The sequence below is a fragment of the Streptomyces sp. NBC_01352 genome, assembly GCF_036237295.1.
GTDB classification, from domain to species: domain Bacteria; phylum Actinomycetota; class Actinomycetes; order Streptomycetales; family Streptomycetaceae; genus Streptomyces; species Streptomyces plumbiresistens.
The window spans coordinates 9568225-9583839 of the sequence record NZ_CP108354.1 but is presented as its reverse complement, the minus strand read 5'-3'; the positions used below and the strand labels follow the sequence as shown (position 1 = coordinate 9583839).

General features: G+C 71.8%; 14 protein-coding genes. 7 read left to right on the top strand and 7 right to left on the bottom strand.

Annotated features, from left to right (window positions below; all coding sequences use genetic code 11):
- The first annotated feature begins 16 nt into the window (after window positions 1-16).
- A complete protein-coding gene (locus OG252_RS43945) occupies window positions 17-238 on the top strand; it encodes a hypothetical protein (RefSeq protein WP_266444697.1) in 222 nt (73 codons plus the stop codon).
- 966 nt (window positions 239-1204) lie between these two features.
- On the top strand, window positions 1205-3634 hold the full coding sequence (locus OG252_RS43940) for a GH92 family glycosyl hydrolase (RefSeq protein WP_329343248.1): 2430 nt from the start codon (window positions 1205-1207) through the stop codon (window positions 3632-3634).
- Window positions 3635-3683: 49 nt separating this feature from the next.
- Here OG252_RS43940 and OG252_RS43935 read toward each other — a convergent pair whose 3' ends face one another.
- Window positions 3684-4838, bottom strand: a complete 1155-nt coding sequence (locus OG252_RS43935) for a S1 family peptidase (protein WP_266444691.1) — start codon at window positions 4836-4838, stop codon at window positions 3684-3686.
- A 185-nt stretch (window positions 4839-5023) separates the two neighbouring features.
- Between OG252_RS43935 and OG252_RS43930 the strand changes: the two genes are divergently transcribed.
- Window positions 5024-5764, top strand: coding sequence for a maleylpyruvate isomerase family mycothiol-dependent enzyme (locus tag OG252_RS43930; RefSeq protein ID WP_329343245.1), 741 nt, complete (start codon window positions 5024-5026; stop codon window positions 5762-5764).
- Window positions 5765-5771: 7 nt separating this feature from the next.
- Here the strand turns inward: OG252_RS43930 and OG252_RS43925 are convergent, their stop codons facing one another.
- Window positions 5772-6164, bottom strand: a complete 393-nt coding sequence (locus OG252_RS43925; protein WP_329343243.1) for a MarR family winged helix-turn-helix transcriptional regulator — start codon at window positions 6162-6164, stop codon at window positions 5772-5774.
- 86 nt (window positions 6165-6250) lie between these two features.
- Here OG252_RS43925 and OG252_RS43920 point away from each other — a divergent pair, with 86 nt between their 5' ends.
- Both OG252_RS43920 and OG252_RS52450 read left to right on the top strand, forming a co-directional pair.
- Complete coding sequence (locus OG252_RS43920; protein ID WP_266444683.1) at window positions 6251-7738, top strand: MFS transporter; 1488 nt, start codon at window positions 6251-6253, stop codon at window positions 7736-7738.
- Window positions 7739-7769: 31 nt separating this feature from the next.
- Entirely contained in the window at window positions 7770-7928 is a 159-nt protein-coding gene (locus tag OG252_RS52450; RefSeq protein WP_443068513.1) for a DUF6332 family protein, read from the top strand.
- Here OG252_RS52450 and OG252_RS43910 read toward each other — a convergent pair.
- Genes OG252_RS43910 through OG252_RS43900 form a run of 3 tightly spaced genes read right to left on the bottom strand, consistent with a single transcriptional unit; the run spans window position 7889 to window position 11990 of the window.
- Window positions 7889-8554 carry a response regulator transcription factor gene (locus OG252_RS43910; protein ID WP_329343240.1) on the bottom strand — a complete coding sequence of 222 codons (666 nt, stop codon included), beginning with the start codon at window positions 8552-8554 and terminating at the stop codon, window positions 7889-7891. The two genes, OG252_RS52450 and OG252_RS43910, sit on opposite strands and share 40 nt — an antisense overlap.
- Complete coding sequence (locus OG252_RS43905; protein WP_329343238.1) at window positions 8551-9786, bottom strand: sensor histidine kinase; 1236 nt, start codon at window positions 9784-9786, stop codon at window positions 8551-8553. Before OG252_RS43905 ends, OG252_RS43910 begins: the two co-directional genes overlap by 4 nt.
- A gap of 53 nt (window positions 9787-9839) precedes the next feature.
- Window positions 9840-11990, bottom strand: coding sequence for an MMPL family transporter (locus OG252_RS43900; protein ID WP_329343236.1), 2151 nt, complete (start codon window positions 11988-11990; stop codon window positions 9840-9842).
- A gap of 120 nt (window positions 11991-12110) precedes the next feature.
- On the opposite strand from OG252_RS43900, the gene OG252_RS43895 reads away from it, so the two are divergent.
- On the top strand, window positions 12111-12935 hold the full coding sequence (locus OG252_RS43895; RefSeq protein ID WP_266444674.1) for an AfsR/SARP family transcriptional regulator: 825 nt from the start codon (window positions 12111-12113) through the stop codon (window positions 12933-12935).
- 54 nt (window positions 12936-12989) lie between these two features.
- Here the strand turns inward: OG252_RS43895 and OG252_RS43890 are convergent, their stop codons facing one another.
- On the bottom strand, window positions 12990-13718 hold the full coding sequence (locus OG252_RS43890) for a TetR/AcrR family transcriptional regulator (RefSeq protein WP_329343234.1): 729 nt from the start codon (window positions 13716-13718) through the stop codon (window positions 12990-12992).
- A gap of 167 nt (window positions 13719-13885) precedes the next feature.
- Between OG252_RS43890 and OG252_RS43885 the strand changes: the two genes are divergently transcribed.
- A complete protein-coding gene (locus OG252_RS43885) occupies window positions 13886-14335 on the top strand; it encodes a nitroreductase family deazaflavin-dependent oxidoreductase (protein WP_329343232.1) in 450 nt (149 codons plus the stop codon).
- On the opposite strand, the gene OG252_RS43880 is transcribed toward OG252_RS43885, so the two are convergent.
- On the bottom strand, window positions 14325-15587 hold the full coding sequence (locus OG252_RS43880) for a geranylgeranyl reductase family protein (protein ID WP_329343230.1): 1263 nt from the start codon (window positions 15585-15587) through the stop codon (window positions 14325-14327). The genes OG252_RS43885 and OG252_RS43880 overlap by 11 nt on opposite strands.
- Window positions 15588-15615: the final 28 nt, after the last annotated feature.

Here is a 15615-nt window from a genome sequence, read left to right as displayed (position 1 = left end):
GCGCATACTGGTGGCAATGACAAAGCCAGCTGCATCGAAGCGCTATTTGCCTACCAGTCCCTTCAAGGCCCCGGTCGCGCCGCCGCCCAAGGAGTTCGCCGTGGGCGACCGGGTCACGCACGACATGTACGGTCTCGGCCGAGTGATCGGCGTCGAGGACGGAATCGCGACGCTTGTCGATTTCGGATCGGCGCAACAGCGGATCATGAGCCCGTACACGAAGATGCGCAAGCTGTAGGACCGCGGTGCCCGGTCGCGGCACCCCGGGCCGCAGCATGCCCCTGACCGATTGGAAGACCTCTCATCGACCTGACCTCGTTGTTCTCCGCTCCGGAAGGGGCGAACCACGCCGCCACCGCGGCATCGCCGCCTCCGACGACGAGCCCCTTCCAGGCACCGGACTTCGGGGAGGACGAGACGTTCCTGCCCAATGACGGGCAGGGATCCGCCTCGGACACCGGTACGGCTCAGTACTAGGCCGCCCAGCCTCCCGCGGTACGGCCATGGCTCCACCCGCGCCCTCGGCGGTCGCCCGACCGGCTCGTCCGGTCGTAGCGCGTACCGCTTCCGGTGTCGGCACCTCGATCTCCGCACACGCCCCATCAGCTGTCACCGCCCCTGTCAGCAACGAGGACGCTCCATGCCCCAGGGTTGGGGCAGGGGCCCGGTGCAGGCACATCCTCCGTGGGCGGAGGCCGTGCCGACCTGTTGGTGACTCGTGTCAGGTACGCACGTAGACCGTGCACACCCGAGTTCCGCCGATGACTTCGCGAGCGCCCCCAGCAGAGCTCGCTCCCGGTCGGTGAGATGCACCCGGCCGGCGGCATGCGCCGGGACTCGCAGCGGTTCACGGTCCGGGACCCGACCCGCGCACGTGCCCGCACCGGCGGGTCAGCCGCACACCCTTCGATACCCCGCCCCCTGCACGTAAGCCCGCCGCGCCTCCAGCGGTCCACCGTGGACGCCGCCCAGGTCTGCGCCCGGGCGAAGGGCGCGGACCTGACGCCCTGCGACGCTCCGGACGGATCCGCACCGCACCGCACCGTTCACCCCGCCTTCACCGCCAGGACGCACATGCCACTTTCGCCCCTCCGTGCGGCCTCCTAGCGTCGGGCCCGGCCGGGGCCGCCGTGCCTTGGCGACCACGGCCAGGTTCGACGCTTCCTGTCCGTCCTGTGCCCCTCAGCGAAAGGCGAATGCCCACATGCGCCCTGCCCGGCTGCGCACTGCAAGACGCTTCGGCACGAGAACCGCGACCGCGCTGGTGACCACCGCACTCGCCGTGGCCGCCCCCTTCCCGGCCGCGGCGGCCGAACGGCCGCCCGAGCGCCCCTCCGCGCTCGTGGACCCGCTGATCGGTTCCGCGAACGACGGCAACACCTTCCCCGGCGCCACCCTCCCTTACGGGATGATCGCCTGGTCCCCGACGAGCACCACGGGCGACCAGACCAGCACCGGGGCGGCCAACGGCTACCAGTACGACACCACGCGCATCCGCGGCCTGAGCCTGACCCACGTCAACGGCGCCGGCTGCAATCCCGGCGCCGCGGGCGACGTACCGATCATGCCGTTCGTCGGGGACGTCACGTCCTCGCCCTCGGCCGACACCAAGGACGCCGTCTACGCCGCCGACTTCTCGCACGCCGACGAGAAGGCCGTACCGGGCCGCTACACCCTCGGCCTCAAGTCCGGCGCCACCGCCGACCTGGCGGTCAGCAGGCGGGCGGGCGTCGCCGACTTCACCTTCCCGAGCGACCGCGCGGCCAATCTCCTCTTCCGCGTCTCCAACTCGCTCAACGGCAGCGAGAATGCCCACGTCGACATCGACGCCGCCCACCGCAAGGTGACCGGCTGGGTGCACACCGGCGCCTTCTGCGGCCGCCGCGCCAACGGCGGCGTCAACAACCGCAAGAGCTACTACAAGCTCTACTTCAGCGCCTCCTTCGACCGCGCCTTCTCCTCGGTCGGCACCTGGAAGGACAGCACGCTCTCCCCGGGCTCCACCACCGCCTCCGGAGGCGAGGGGTACGCGACGGGCGCGGACCGCGCGGGTCGCGGATCCGGCGGCTGGGTCGGCTTCGACACCAGCTCTGACAACGATGTCCGCATGCGCCTCGGCATCTCGTACGTCAGCCTGGACGGCGCCGAGGCCAATCTCCGCGAGGAGATCGAGCCGGACGCGAGCGTGACCGACGTGGCCGCGGCCGGGGCGCGGGCCTGGGACCGCGAACTGAGCACGGTCCGGGTCCAGGGCGGCAGCCCCGCCCGCCGCCAGACCTTCTACACCGCGCTCTACCACTCCCTCATGCAGCCGAACCTGATCAGCGACGTCGACGGCCGCTACTGGGGGATGGACCAGGCCGTCCACCGGCTGGCGCGCGGACAGCGGGCGCAGTACAGCAACTTCTCCGGCTGGGACCAGTACCGCGCACAGATACAGCTGCTCGCCCTGCTGAAGCCCACCGTGGCAGGCGACTTCGCGCAGTCCCTGTACAACTTCGCGCAGCAGAACGGCGGGGTGTGGGACCGCTGGGTGCACATCAGCGGCGCCACCCACGTCATGACCGGCGACCCGTCCGCGGCCACCCTTGCCACGTTCTACGCCATGGGCGTGCGCAATTTCGACTACGAGGGAGCCTTCGACTCACTCGTCCGCCAGGCCACGGTGCCCCACCCGGACGGCCTCTCGGACGCCGGCTGCCCGGGCCAGTGCGTGGGCCAACGACCCAATCTGGCCCAGTACTTGAGCTCCCACTACGCCGCTCAGGACGTCTGCCACTGCTGGGGCGGCGCGGCCGAGACCCTGGAGGACGCCGTCGCCGACTCCGCGCTCGCCAAGTGGGCCAAGCTCCTGGGCCGGGAGACGGAGGCCAAGGTCTTCGCCGAACGCGCCACCTACTGGCGCAACGTCTTCAACCCCGAAGCCACCCCCGGCGCCGGCTACATCCAGGCCCGCCGGCTCGACGGCTCCTGGGTCACCCCCTTCACCCCCGCCGGTGACCTCGGCTTCGCCCAGGGCACCAGCGCCACCTACACCTGGATGGTGCCGCAGGACGTGGCGGGACTGGCCGAGGCGATGGGCGGCCGGGACGTGGCCGCCGCTCGGCTGGACGGCTTCTTCCACAGGGCGGACGGCTCCTGGTCGGTCCGCGGCGGCGACCCGTTGCGCTACGACCCGACCAACGAGCCCGGGATCCACGCCCCGTGGCTCTACAACGCCCTCGGCCAGCCCTGGAAGACCCAGGCGACGGTGCGTCAGATCCTCGACACGGTGTACGGCACCGGACCCGCGGGCCTGCCCGGCAACGACGACCTCGGCACCATGTCCGCCTGGTACGTCTTCTCCGCCCTGGGCCTGTATCCGCAGACTCCGGGCAGCGCGTCCCTGCTGCTGGGGGCGCCGGTCTTCCCCGTCGCGGTGGTGGACCGGCCCGGTTCGAGGGACATCACGATCAGTGCTCCGGACGCCGATGACACGCACGTGTTCGTGGACGCCGTACGCCTCAACGGGCGGACGTACCAGAAGTCCTGGACGGATGCCGGTCTGACCCGGTCGGGAGGCACCCTCGCCTTCCGGCTCGCCGAGCAGCCGAACACCCGGTGGGCGACCGACCCGGCCGGTCTGCCGAAGTGACACGCGTGTGGGCCCGGCCGACCGGGCCCACACCGGTGTGCCGTGGCGGTCAGGCGGTGTGCAGGGTCAGGCCGTACCGGTTGAGGATCTCGTTGACGGGCTGGAACCAGGTCTCGCCCCCGCTGCCGCAGTTGCCCCAGCCGCCGGAGGTGACCCCCTGGGCCTGGTCGCCGCTGATGAACGAGCCGCCCGAGTCACCGGGTTCGGCGCACACGCTGGTCTTGGTCATCTGACGGACCGCGCCCTGGCTGTAGTTGACCGTCTCGTTCTTGGCGAGCACCGTGCCGCAGTGCCAGTGCGTCGTCGATCCCGACCGGCAGACGGAGGCACCGACCGGCGCCTCGGCCGAGCCGCGCACGAGCCGGTCGGAGACGGTGCCCCAGCCGAGCACGACCGGAACCGTCCACCAGCCGCTGCCCACGTTGACCCAGGCGTAGTCGTTCTCCGGGAACGACGAGCCCTGGAAGTTTCCGATGTAGGTGCCGTCCCAGCCCCTGACGCCGGCGCCCGTCTGGCCGCAGTGTCCGGCGGTGACGAAGCCGCCGTGCACGGAGAAGCCGATGGAACAGCGGACATTGCCGGTGTAGTAGGGGTCGCCGCCGACCGTTCCGGCCGCGAAAGTCGTCGGTGCGGTGGCGACCCGCCGCACGGTGACGGGGCCCGCCTCGCGGGCGCGGGCGACGAACCGCTGGACATCGTTGTCGCGTTCGTCGGCGCGGACGATGTTCACGACCACCGTGTTCGCTTCGGGGTCGACGTGCCAGCTGCTGACGCCGGCCGGTGCGGGGAGCTTGTCGAGGCGTGCCTGGGTGGCGGCTAGCTCCCGGGCACTGTGCGCGACGGTACGGACGCTCGCGCCCGTGGCCCGTATCTCCCGGAGGGCGGCGGCGGACGTGCCGGGGGTGACGCCGACGGTCAGTGTGCCGCTGGAGGCGTCGAACCAGGAGCCTCCGAAGGAAGTTCCGGCGGCCCGGCGGGCCTTGGACTCCAGGGCCGTGGCCCGTTGTTCGGCGGCGAGCCTTTCCTCGGCGTCCGCCTTCGACAGACCGAGGTCCCGCTGCATGGCGGAGAGCAGACCGGCGGAGGCGGGTGCCTCGGCGGAGGGAGCGTCGTCGGCTGTGGCGGGCACGGTGCCCGCGGTGATCCCGGCACCGAGCAGGAGCAGTACGGCCAGGCCCGCGCGCGTGAATCGGGTGCGTCTCATGGAGATTGCCCTTCGTCGTTCCAACGAGGTGGGGGTGGAACAGCAGAGTTCCTGAGAGCGCTCTCAGCGTTGTGGCGCAGCAGAGCCTAGCCGCTGATCATGGACAGGTCCATGCCAATGTCCGACGAGTCGTCAGAACCGCGCCGACTCCCCTTGGAACGCACTCCATCCGGCACACTCACCCCATGGAGACAGCCGAGTTCGTAGCAATCCTCGACCAGGAGGGCCGACTGCTGGCCGCGGCCGCGGAGGAGGCCGGCACCGGCGCGAAGGTGCCGACCTGTCCGGGGTGGCAGGTGACCGACCTGTTGCGGCACACGGGGATGGTGCATCGCTGGGCGGCGGCATTCGTCGCCGAGGGGCACACCTCGTACCACCCCGACGCAGGGCAGCCCGACCTCGACGGCGCCGAGCTGCTGGACTGGTTCCGGGAGGGGCACGGGCAGCTCGTGGACACCCTGCGCTCCGCCTCGCCCGACGTGCAGTGCTGGCACTTCCTGCCCGCGCCCTCGCCGCTCGCGTTCTGGGCCCGGCGGCAGGCGCACGAGACGGCCGTGCACCGGATGGACGCGGAGTCGGCGAGGGGCGGCGCCCCGAGCGGGATCGCCGGCGACTTCGCGGTGGACGGCATCGACGAACTTCTGCTCGGCTTCCACGCCCGCGCCAAGAGCAAGGTGCGCACCGAGGAACCCCGGATCCTGAGGGTGCGGGCGACGGACACGGACGGCACGGTGTGGACCGTACGACTGTCGCAGGAGCCGCCGGCCGTGGAGCGGAGCGTGGCCGGGGAAGCCGACTGCGAAGTGGCCGGTCCCGTCGCGCAGTTGTATCTGTCGCTGTGGAATCGGCTGCCGTTCCCGAGCGTGACCGGGGACGCCTCGGTGGCCGAGCTGTGGCGAGACACGTCCGGCGTGACCTGGAGCTGAGCGCCGCTCAGCCGGAGGCCAGCATCCTGGTGAGTACCGCGCGCTGCAGTGGCAGCACGTCGCCGTGCAGCGCGCGCCCCTTCTCCGTGAGCGCCACGCGAACGCCTCGCCGGTCCTCCGCGCACAGCCCGCGTTCGACCAGACCGTCCTTCTCCAGCCGGGCGACCAGCCGTGACAGAGCGCTCTGGCTGAGGTGGACGTGCTCGGAGATCTCCTGGACGCGGTAGGAACACACGCCGTCGGCGCGTTGTTCGGACAGGACGTCGAGCACCTCGAAGTCGCTGGCGCACAGGCCGTGTCGGTGCAGCGCGCGGTCGAGTTCGCACTGGGTGCGCGCATGCAGCGCCAGGAGGTCCCGCCACTGGTCCGCGAGCGTCTGCTCGGCATTCTCCGCCGCCATGAGCGGCACCGTAGCAGAGGAACGGCTTTGTTGCATCGGAATTAAATGCATTTGCATTCGATGCATGCGCATGTAGTGTCGGCCGCATGACCTCTCCGCTCACCACCCCCGCGGCCCCGTCCCCGGCGGGCAGCTGGACGCCCCGGCTGTGGGGCACCCTTCTGGTGCTGTGCGCCGCGATGTTCCTGGACGCGCTGGACGTGTCGATGGTCGGCGTCGCCCTGCCGTCCATCGGTGCCGATCTCGGCCTGTCCACCTCGACCCTGCAATGGATCGTCAGCGGCTACATCCTCGGCTACGGCGGTCTGCTGCTCCTCGGCGGCCGGACCGCCGACCTGCTCGGCCGACGCCAGGTCTTCCTGATCGCCCTGGGCGTCTTCGCACTCGCCTCGCTGCTCGGCGGGCTCGTCGACTCGGGCCCGCTGCTGATCGCCAGCCGCTTCATCAAGGGCCTGAGCGCGGCCTTCACCGCCCCCGCCGGCCTGTCGATCATCACCACGACGTTCCCGGAGGGCCCGCTGCGCAACCGCGCCCTCTCCATCTACACCACCTGCGCCGCCACCGGCTTCTCGATGGGCCTGGTGCTGTCCGGCCTGCTCACCGAGGCCAGCTGGCGCCTGACCATGCTGCTGCCCGCGCCCATCGCCCTGATCGCCCTCGTCGCGGGCCTGAAGCTGCTGCCGCGCACCGCCCGCGAGAAGGACCACAACGGCTACGACATCCCCGGCGCGATTCTCGGCACCGCCTCGATGCTGTTGCTGGTCTTCACCGTCGTACAGGCCCCGGAGGCCGGCTGGACCTCGGCCCGCACCTTGCTGTCCTTCCTCGCGGTGGCCGTCCTGCTCACGGTGTTCGTGCTGGTCGAGCGGCGCTCGGCGGGCCCGCTGATCCGGCTCGGCGTGCTGCGGTCCGGCACCCAGATCCGCGCCCAGCTCGGCGCGATGGCCTTCTTCGGCTCGTACGTCGGCTTCCAGTTCCTGGTCACCCTGTACATGCAGTCCCTGCTCGGCTGGTCGGCGCTGCACACCGCGCTCGCCTTCCTGCCCGCCGGCGCACTGGTGGCGCTGTCCGCGACCAAGATGGGCGCGATCGTCGACCGGTTCGGCACCCAGCGCCTGATCGCGGTGGGCTTCGCGCTGATGGTCGTCGGGTACGCCCTGTTCCTCCAGGTCGACCTCGACCCCGTGTACGCGGCCGTCATCCTGCCGTCGATGCTGCTCATCGGCGCCGCCTGCGCCCTGGTCTTCCCGTCGCTCAACATCCAGGCCACCAACGGCGTCGAGGACCACGAGCAGGGCATGGTCTCCGGCCTGCTCAACACCTCGGTCCAGGTCGGCGGCGCGATCTTCCTGGCCATCGTGACGGCCGTGGTGACCGCGGGCGCACCCGAGAACGCCACCCCGCAGGCCGTCCTCGACAGCTACCGGCCCGGACTGGTCGTGGTGACCATGGTCGCCGCGGCCGGACTCCTGATCACACTCACCGGACTGCGGCCCACGCGTCGCGCGCAGTCGTCCGTCGTGGTCGCCAAGTCCACCGCCCAGGAGGCGGAACGCGTCGCCGTACGCGACTAGGGGGCGCCTCCTACCGTGTGCCCGGCGGGGTCTGCTTGCCCCGCCGGGCACACGGCCGCGAGACTTCCGGGATGGAGACCTACGGGGGACGGCCGTCCTCTTCCCCGCCCGGGTCGTCAGCGCGCTGCTCCGCTTCCGGCCCGGCCGGCCTCAGCCCAGCCAGCCCGGCCGCACCAACCCCGACTCATAGGCCAGCACGACGAGTTGGGCCCGGTCGCGGGCGCCCAGCTTGACCATCGTGCGGCTGACGTGGGTCTTCGCGGTGAGGGGGCTGACCACCAGACGGCGGGCGATCTCCTCGTTGGACAGACCGATGCCGACGAGCGCCATCACCTCCCGTTCCCGTTCGGTGAGGTGGGCGAGGGCGTCGGCGGCGGCCGGTTCCTTGGAGCGGGCGGCGAACTCGGCGATCAGACGGCGGGTCACGCCCGGCGAGAGCAACGCGTCGCCGCCGACCACCGACCGCACGGCGCGCAGGAGTTCCTCCGGCTCGGTGTCCTTGACCAGGAAGCCGGAGGCGCCCGAGCGGATCGCCTCGAAGACGTACTCGTCGAGTTCGAAGGTGGTGAGCATGACCACCTTGACGTCCGTCAGAGCGGGGTCCTCCGTGATGCGACGGGTCGCCGCGAGACCGTCCAGCAGCGGCATGCGGATGTCCATCAGCACGACGTCCGGCCGCAGTTCGCGCAACCTGCGCAGCGCCTCCTCGCCGTCGGAGGCCTCCCCGGCCACCTCGATGTCCGGCTGCGCGTCGAGCAGCGCCCGGAAGCCGGCCCGCACCAGTGACTGGTCGTCGGCGAGCAGTACGCGGATCACCGGTCGTCCTCCTTCGGCTTCGCCTTCGACGGCAGTACGGCCAGCACCCGGAACCCTCCGTCGGCACGCGGGCCCGCCTCGATCGTGCCACCCAGCGCGGCGGCCCGCTCCCGCATTCCGGCCAGACCGTTGCCGCTGCCGCCCGCGTCGGCGCCGGTCGCGGGCCCGTCGTCGTCGATGCGCAGCCGTAGCGCGCCACCGTCGTGATCGAGCCGCACGCGCGCGTGCCGTGACCCGGAGTGCCGTACGACGTTGGTGAGGGCCTCCTGGACGATACGGAAGGCCGCGAGGTCGGTCCCCGGGGCGAGCCGGGGAGGCTCCCCCTCGACCTCGACCGTGAGGCCCGCACCCGCCGCCTGTTCCACCAGCTCGGGCAGCCGGTCCAGGCCGGGCGCCGGCGCGCGCGGCGCGTCCCCCGGCGTGCGCAGCGTGTCGAGGACCTGGCGGACCTCGCCGAGCGCTTCCTTGCTGGCGGCCTTGATGGTGGTGAGCGCCGTGCGTGCCTGTTCCGGGTCGGTGTCGAGGAGCGCGAGGCCGACGCCCGCCTGCACGTTGATGACCGAGATGCTGTGCGCGAGGACGTCGTGCAGCTCACGGGCGATCCGCAGCCGCTCCTCGTCCGCGCGCCGCCGCGCCGCCTGCGCGCGCTCGGCCCGCTCGCGGGCCCACTGCTCGCGCCGGGTGCGGGCGAGTTCCGACACCGCGAGGATCGCGACCATCCAGGTGGCGACCACGACCTCCTGTCCCCAGGGGGCGGCGGCGTCCCCGGACGGCGGCAGCCACCGGTACAGCCAGTGCGCCACCAGCACATGCCCGGCCCAGAGCATCCCCAGCGCCGCCCAGGCGGACCGGCGGTGCCCGGCGACGACGGCGTTGAAGCAGGCCAGCGCGACGGCCAGGAAGACCGGCCCGTACGGGTAGCCCGCCCCGAGGTAGAGCATCGCGGCGGCAGCCGTGCCGAACATGACGAGCACCGGATGCCGCCACCGCCACAGCAGCAGACCCGCGGCCAGGATCAGCAGCACGCGCGCGAAGGGGTCCAGGGGAGCCCGCTCGCCGACCTGCTCGGCGGCCGCGTAGTTCGACCCGGCGAGCACGAACACGGTGAACAGCACGGTCGAGGGCCACGGCCACCGCGCACGCCGCTCCTCCTCGCTGCCGCGGTCCAGCCACGGCGGCCCGTGCCGCCACCACTGCGGCGGGCCGCCCCCGCGCACGCGCTCCACGTCCATGACCGCCACGCTAGACGCCGGGGGCGGTCGGCGGCGTCAGCCGAGCGCGGTGATCACACGTACTCCCCGCGAAGTACGTCGGCCGCCTCGGGTTCCCTGATCCGCCGGCGGCGCAGTCGTTTCGGCCCCCACCAGTTCGCGCGCCCCGCGAGCCGCATCGTCACCGGAAGCAGCACGACCCGGATGAGGGTGGCGTCGACCAGGATGGTCAGCGCGGTGCCGATGCCGAGCTCCTTGAGGAAGACGACACCTGAGGTGGCGTACGACAGGAAGGACACAGCGAGGATCCCGGCCGCGGCGGTGATCAGCGGTGCGCTGCGACGGATGCCTTCGCCGACCGCGCGCACGGTGTCGCCGGTGCGAACATGCTCCTCCTTGATGCGGGCCAGCAGGAACACCTCGTAGTCCATCGACAGGCCGTAGGCCACGCAGAACATCAGCACCGGAATACTCGGCTCGATCGAGCCGGTCGGGGTGAAGCCGAGTAGCCCGGACAGGTGTCCGTCCTGGAAGACCCACACCAGGCAGCCGAACATCACGGACAGGCTGAGCAGATTGAGGACGGTCGCCTTGGCGGGCAGCAGCACGCTGCCGGTCATCAGGAAGAGGATCACGTACGTCGCCCCGAGCACGAGCCCGACGGCGAGCGGCAGCCGGTCCAGGAGCGTGGCGCGGAAGTCGGCGGTCTCGCCGGGATAGCCGCCGACGAGGGCCAGGGCGGGAGCGGGAGTGTCCCGGATCCGTTCGACGAAGGCCGGGACGTCGCCGTACATGGCCTGTCGCGTGGGTACGACGGCCAGGCGCACACGGCCGTCCGGTGCCGTCAGCCGGTCCTGGCCGGTCGCGCCGGTGCGGTGGCCGTCCTGATAGGTACCCTCAGGTGCGTCGACCTGGAACACACCCGGGACGCGGGAGAGCCGGGCGGCATACGCGCGAGTGTCGGAGGGCTCGGTCAGCAGGACCTGGACGGTGTCCGTGGGCTCCGCGGCGAACTCCCGGTGCACGATCTCGGAGACGCTCCGTGAAGAGGTGCCCTCGGGCAGCGTGCGCTCGTCAGGGAGACCGAAGCGCAGGCCGAGCAGGGGTGAGGCGGCGACGAGGAGGACGGTCAGGACTCCGGCGCCCGCGACGAGCGGTCGGCGCATGGCCGCGAGCGCGGTGCGGTGCCAGAACCCGGAGGCGGGCGCGGCGGACCGCTCCACCCGATGGCCCCAGCGGGCCAGGGCGGCGGGCAGCAGGATCACCGCACCGGCGACCGCGGTGAGCACGACGAGGACGCCGGCGTAGGCGAACGAGTTCAGGAAGAAGAACGGGAACACCAGCAGCGCACAGAGGGACACCGCGACCGTGACCCCGCTGAAGACGACCGTGCGTCCGGCCGCGACGGTCGCCCTGACGGCGGCCTCCTGCTGGGCGTGTCCGGCCGCGCGCTCCTCGCGGTACCGGTTGATCACGAACAGGCTGTAGTCGATGCCCAGTCCGAGACCGAGGACGAGTGCCAGGTTCGCTGCGAACGTCGACACCTCGGTGAACCGTGCGATCAGTCGCAGCCCGGCGAGCGTGCCGACGACGGAGAACAGGCCGACGCCGACGGTCAGCAGGGCGGCCGTGGTGCGCCGGTAGACGAGGATCAGCAGGAGGAGCACGGCCGGCAGGGCGAAGGCCTCCGCGCGCAGGAAGTCGGCGCGGGCCTCCTCGCCGACCTGCCGAGAGATCTCCTCCTGGCCGCCGACGCGGACCTCGAGTTCGGCGGTCGTACGGGTCAACTCGGGTGACAGTGCGGCGAGTTCCTCGCGGGTCTCGGTGGCGCTGCCTTCGAGACGGACGAGGATCAGGGCATGCCGGCCGTCCTCGGCGCGCAGAGCCGGGCTGTCGGCGTCCCAGTAGGAGGTGACGTCCGTGACGAGGGGCAACTGCTCTACTTCGGCGGCGAGTTCACGTGCCGCGCGCTCGGTGCGCGGGCTGTCCACGGTGCCGTCGCGTGCCGTGACGAGCAGGGCGAGGTTGGGGTTGCCGGTGCGGAAGTCCTCGCGCAACCGGTCGGCGGCGCGCACCGACTCCGTGCCCGGTGCGTTCCAGCGCGCGAGGTCGAGATCGTCCTGGGCGCCGGCGCCGTACGCGCCGAGGCCGAGGAAGACGAGCAGTACGCCGATCAGCACGGCACGGCTGTACCGCACGGCCAGGGGGCCGAGGCGGGTGAGCATCTGGTGACCCTTCTGCGGGAGTTGGGGGTTGGGGGTTCGTGCCCGGTGAGGATCGGTCGGGCCGCTGGAAGACCCGCTGGAAGATCCACTGGAAGACGGCATCCCGGCTAGGCTCGAAGCATGGGTGAGGGGACAACCGGGACGACAACGGGGACATCGCACGGCTCACACGGGTCGCACGCTCTGCGCCTCGAACTGCTGGGCCCGCTGCGCGCACTGCGCGACGGCGAGGAGGTCCCCCTCGGCCCGCCCAAGCAGCGGGCGATCCTCGCCGTACTGCTGCTCCAGGAAGGCCGTCCGCTGTCCTACGACGGTCTGGTCGAGGCCGTATGGGGCGGCGCGCCGCCCGTGCACGTACGCAATCTCGTGCAGAAGTACGTCTCCGGACTGCGCCGGGCACTGGGGGCCGGGCCAGAGCTGTCGTGGACCGGGAGCGGATACCTGCTCACCGGCGCGCGGGCGGACGACCTGCGGGAGCGACGGCGGCTGGTGGACGAGGCGCTGGCGGCGCGGAACGCCGGGGACCTGGAGCGCGCGGGTGAACGGGCGCGGCGCGCGGAGGAGTTGTGGCGCGGCGAGTTCGCGGAGGGCCTGCGAGCGCCGTACCTCGCGGCGGAACGGCTGCGCTGGACCGAGAAACGCCTCACCGTCCTCGAGGCCCGGCTGGCCGGCGCGATCGAGCTGGGCCGTTCCTTCGAGTACGTCCACGAACTCGTCCGCCTCGTGGCCGCGCACCCCCTGCGGGAACGCCTCGTCGAGCTCCTGATGCTCGCGCTGTGCCGGACCGGTCGCCCGACGGACGCGCTCACCGCGTACGAGAGCGCGCGGCAGCGGCTCGCCGAGGCACTGGGCGCGGATCCCGGCCCCGCCCTGCGCTCCCTGCACGCGCGCATCCTGCGTCAGGACCCGGTCCTGCTGCCCTCGCCTCCGGTTCCGGCGGCCTGAGAGCGGCACCTGGACCACCTGTCAGCGCCATCCGCTCCCAGGAGGAGGGATGGATCAGCTCTGGGCCTTGGTGGCTTCCCCCCGCTGCGGATCCACCAGCCCCACCCCGCGCGCCAGTTGCGCCACCGCCTGCCGGAAGAACGGCTCACGGTCCTCCACCACCCGGTTGAACTGCCCGAACAGCTCGAACCCGATCAGCCCGAACAGCTGGGCCCAGGCCGCGACGAGCGCCGTGACCGTCTCGGGCGGGAGGTCGGGGGCGAGGTCGGCGGTCATCCGGTCGGCCTCGGCCCGCAGTTCGGCGGGCAGCGGGGGCGTGACGAGACCGGGGCCCTGGTGGGCGTCGCGCAGGATGGCGATGAGGACGAGGCCGATGCGGGAGGCGGCCGGGACGGTGGTCTGGGGCGCGGCGTAGCCGGGCACCGGCGATCCGTAGATCAGCGCGTACTCGTGCGGGTGCCCGAGCGCCCACGCGCGCGCGGCCTCGCACACCGCCGACCAGCGCTGGACGGGCCCGGCGTCGGCGTCGGCGGCGGCATGCGCCTGCTCCGCGGACTCGCCAAGGGAGTCGTAGGCGTCGATGATGAGGACGGTGAGCAGGTCGTCGCGGCTGGGGAAATAGCGGTACAGCGCGGAGGAGACCATGCCGAGTTCGCGGGCCACGGCACGAAGCGAGAGCTTGGCGGCGCCTTCGGAGGCGAGCTGTCTGCGCGCCTCGTCCTTGATGGCCGCGGTGACTTCGATCCTGGCGCGGGCTCGGGCGCCCTGTGGGGTGCTGCTCATGCCGTCAGTGTCCCACGAAAGGAGAGCGGTGCACACAAGCGAGAGCATCGAACAAAAAAGAGAGCAGTGCTCTTGATCTGGATCACCGATCTCTGACAGACTGCGCATCAAGCGAGAGCAGTGCTCACACAAGAGAGCGGCGCTCTTCTCATTCTCTGGGGGTCCCCATGTCCACGCACGTCAAGAAGCCCGGCTGGTTCACCGTCAACGTCTTCAACCGCGTCGTGGCATGGATGACCCGCCGGGGCCTGAGCGTCTGGGGCTCCCGGGTCCTGGCGGTCCGCGGCCGCAAGAGCGGCGAGTGGCGGACCACCCCCGTGAACCTGCTGACCGTGGACGGACAGCAGTATCTGGTCGCCCCGCGCGGTCATGTGCAGTGGACGCACAACATGCGCGCGGCCGGCGGCGGTGAACTGCGCCTCGGCAAGAACGTGGACGCGTTCACCGCGACCGAGGTCACCGACGACGACAAGGTTCCGCTGCTGCGCGCCTACCTCAAGCGCTGGAAGGCCGAGGTCGGCGTCTTCTTCAACGGCGTCGGCCCCGACTCGCCGGACGCCGAGCTGCGCCGGATCGCCCCCGACCACCCGGTCTTCCGGATCACGGTCACGAGCTGACGTCGGACGCGTCACCGGCGGGATCCGCCTGGCGCCGGTCCAGCGCGGTCAGGGCACGTTGGACCATCGGACGGGTACGGACGATCTCGCCCAGCGACGTGGCGCCGCGGGTGATGTCCATGAACGCCTTCCAGACCGGGCGAACACCCGTCAGCCCCGCGTGGAACAGGCCGGGACGCCGCTCGAACGCGATCAGCAGCCGCTTTCCGACGCTCATCTCGACGCCGAGCCCGGCCTTGATCGCGAACGCGTAGTTCAGGGCCTGGCGGCGGGTGTCCACCGCGTCGTGCGCCTCCGCGATCCGGACCGCCCACTCCCCCGCGAGCCGGCCGGAGCGCAGCGCGAACGAGATGCCCTCGCGGGTCCACGGCTCCAGCAGCCCCGCCGCGTCCCCGCAGACCAGCACCCGCCCGCGCGACAGCGGGGAGTCGTCGGCACGGCAACGGGTCAGGTGGCCGGAGGAGATGCTCGGTTCGAAGCCGGCGAGGCCGAGGCGGCCGACGAAGTCCTCCAGGTACCGCTTGGTCGCGGCGCCTTCTCCGCGCGCGGAGATCACCCCGACCGTCAGGGTGTCGCCCTTGGGGAACACCCAGCCGTAACTGCCGGGGATCGGCCCCCAGTCGATGAGCACCCGTCCCTTCCAGTCCTCGGCGACCGTCTGAGGCACCGGGATCTCCGCCTCCAGGCCGAGGTCCACCTGGTCGAGCTTCACGCCGACATGGGCTCCTATACGGCTGGCGCTGCCGTCCGCGCCGACGACGGCACGCGCGAGCACCGTCTCGCCGCCCTGCAGCACGACCGCGACCGTGCGCCGGTCCGGCACCGCCGAGCCGTGCTGCTCGACCCGCTGGACGGTGACGCCCGTGCGCAGCTCGGCGCCCGCCTTCTGTGCGTGCTCGACCAGCTGCTGGTCGAACTCGGGCCGGTTGATCAGCCCGAACAGCATCTGCCGGGAGCGGCGGGTGCGGGCGAAGCGGCCGTTGTGCGAGAACGTCACCGCGTGCACCCGGTCCCGGAACGGCAGCTCGAAACCGGGCGGCAGACTGTCCCGCGAGGGGCCGATGATGCCGCCTCCGCACGTCTTGTACCGGGGCAGCTCCGCCTTCTCCAGCAGGAGCACACGCCTCCCCGCGACCGCCGCCGCATAGGCGGCCGAAGCCCCCGCGGGTCCCGCACCCACCACGACGACGTCCCACACCTGCTGCCCGTCGTCCGCCGAAGCGTCGTCCGCCGAAGAGTTCTCGCTGCTCACGATGGTCTACTGCTCCCGATCAAGCCGC

Excerpts from the sequence above, each read along its gene's own strand:
- OG252_RS43930 (WP_329343245.1), top strand. The coding sequence starts at position 5,024 with ATGGAGACAGCCGAGTTCGTAGCAATCCTCGACCAGGAGGGCCGACTG.
- OG252_RS43920 (WP_266444683.1), top strand. The coding sequence starts at position 6,251 with ATGACCTCTCCGCTCACCACCCCCGCGGCCCCGTCCCCGGCGGGCAGC.
- OG252_RS43895 (WP_266444674.1), top strand. The coding sequence starts at position 12,111 with ATGGGTGAGGGGACAACCGGGACGACAACGGGGACATCGCACGGCTCA.
- OG252_RS43935 (WP_266444691.1), bottom strand. The coding sequence starts at position 4,838 with ATGAGACGCACCCGATTCACGCGCGCGGGCCTGGCCGTACTGCTCCTG.
- OG252_RS43900 (WP_329343236.1), bottom strand. The coding sequence starts at position 11,990 with ATGCTCACCCGCCTCGGCCCCCTGGCCGTGCGGTACAGCCGTGCCGTG.
- OG252_RS43925 (WP_329343243.1), bottom strand. The coding sequence starts at position 6,164 with ATGGCGGCGGAGAATGCCGAGCAGACGCTCGCGGACCAGTGGCGGGAC.
- OG252_RS43945 (WP_266444697.1), top strand. The coding sequence starts at position 17 with ATGACAAAGCCAGCTGCATCGAAGCGCTATTTGCCTACCAGTCCCTTC.
- OG252_RS43905 (WP_329343238.1), bottom strand. The coding sequence starts at position 9,786 with ATGGACGTGGAGCGCGTGCGCGGGGGCGGCCCGCCGCAGTGGTGGCGG.
- OG252_RS43890 (WP_329343234.1), bottom strand. The coding sequence starts at position 13,718 with ATGAGCAGCACCCCACAGGGCGCCCGAGCCCGCGCCAGGATCGAAGTC.
- OG252_RS43940 (WP_329343248.1), top strand. The coding sequence starts at position 1,205 with ATGCGCCCTGCCCGGCTGCGCACTGCAAGACGCTTCGGCACGAGAACC.
- OG252_RS43885 (WP_329343232.1), top strand. The coding sequence starts at position 13,886 with ATGTCCACGCACGTCAAGAAGCCCGGCTGGTTCACCGTCAACGTCTTC.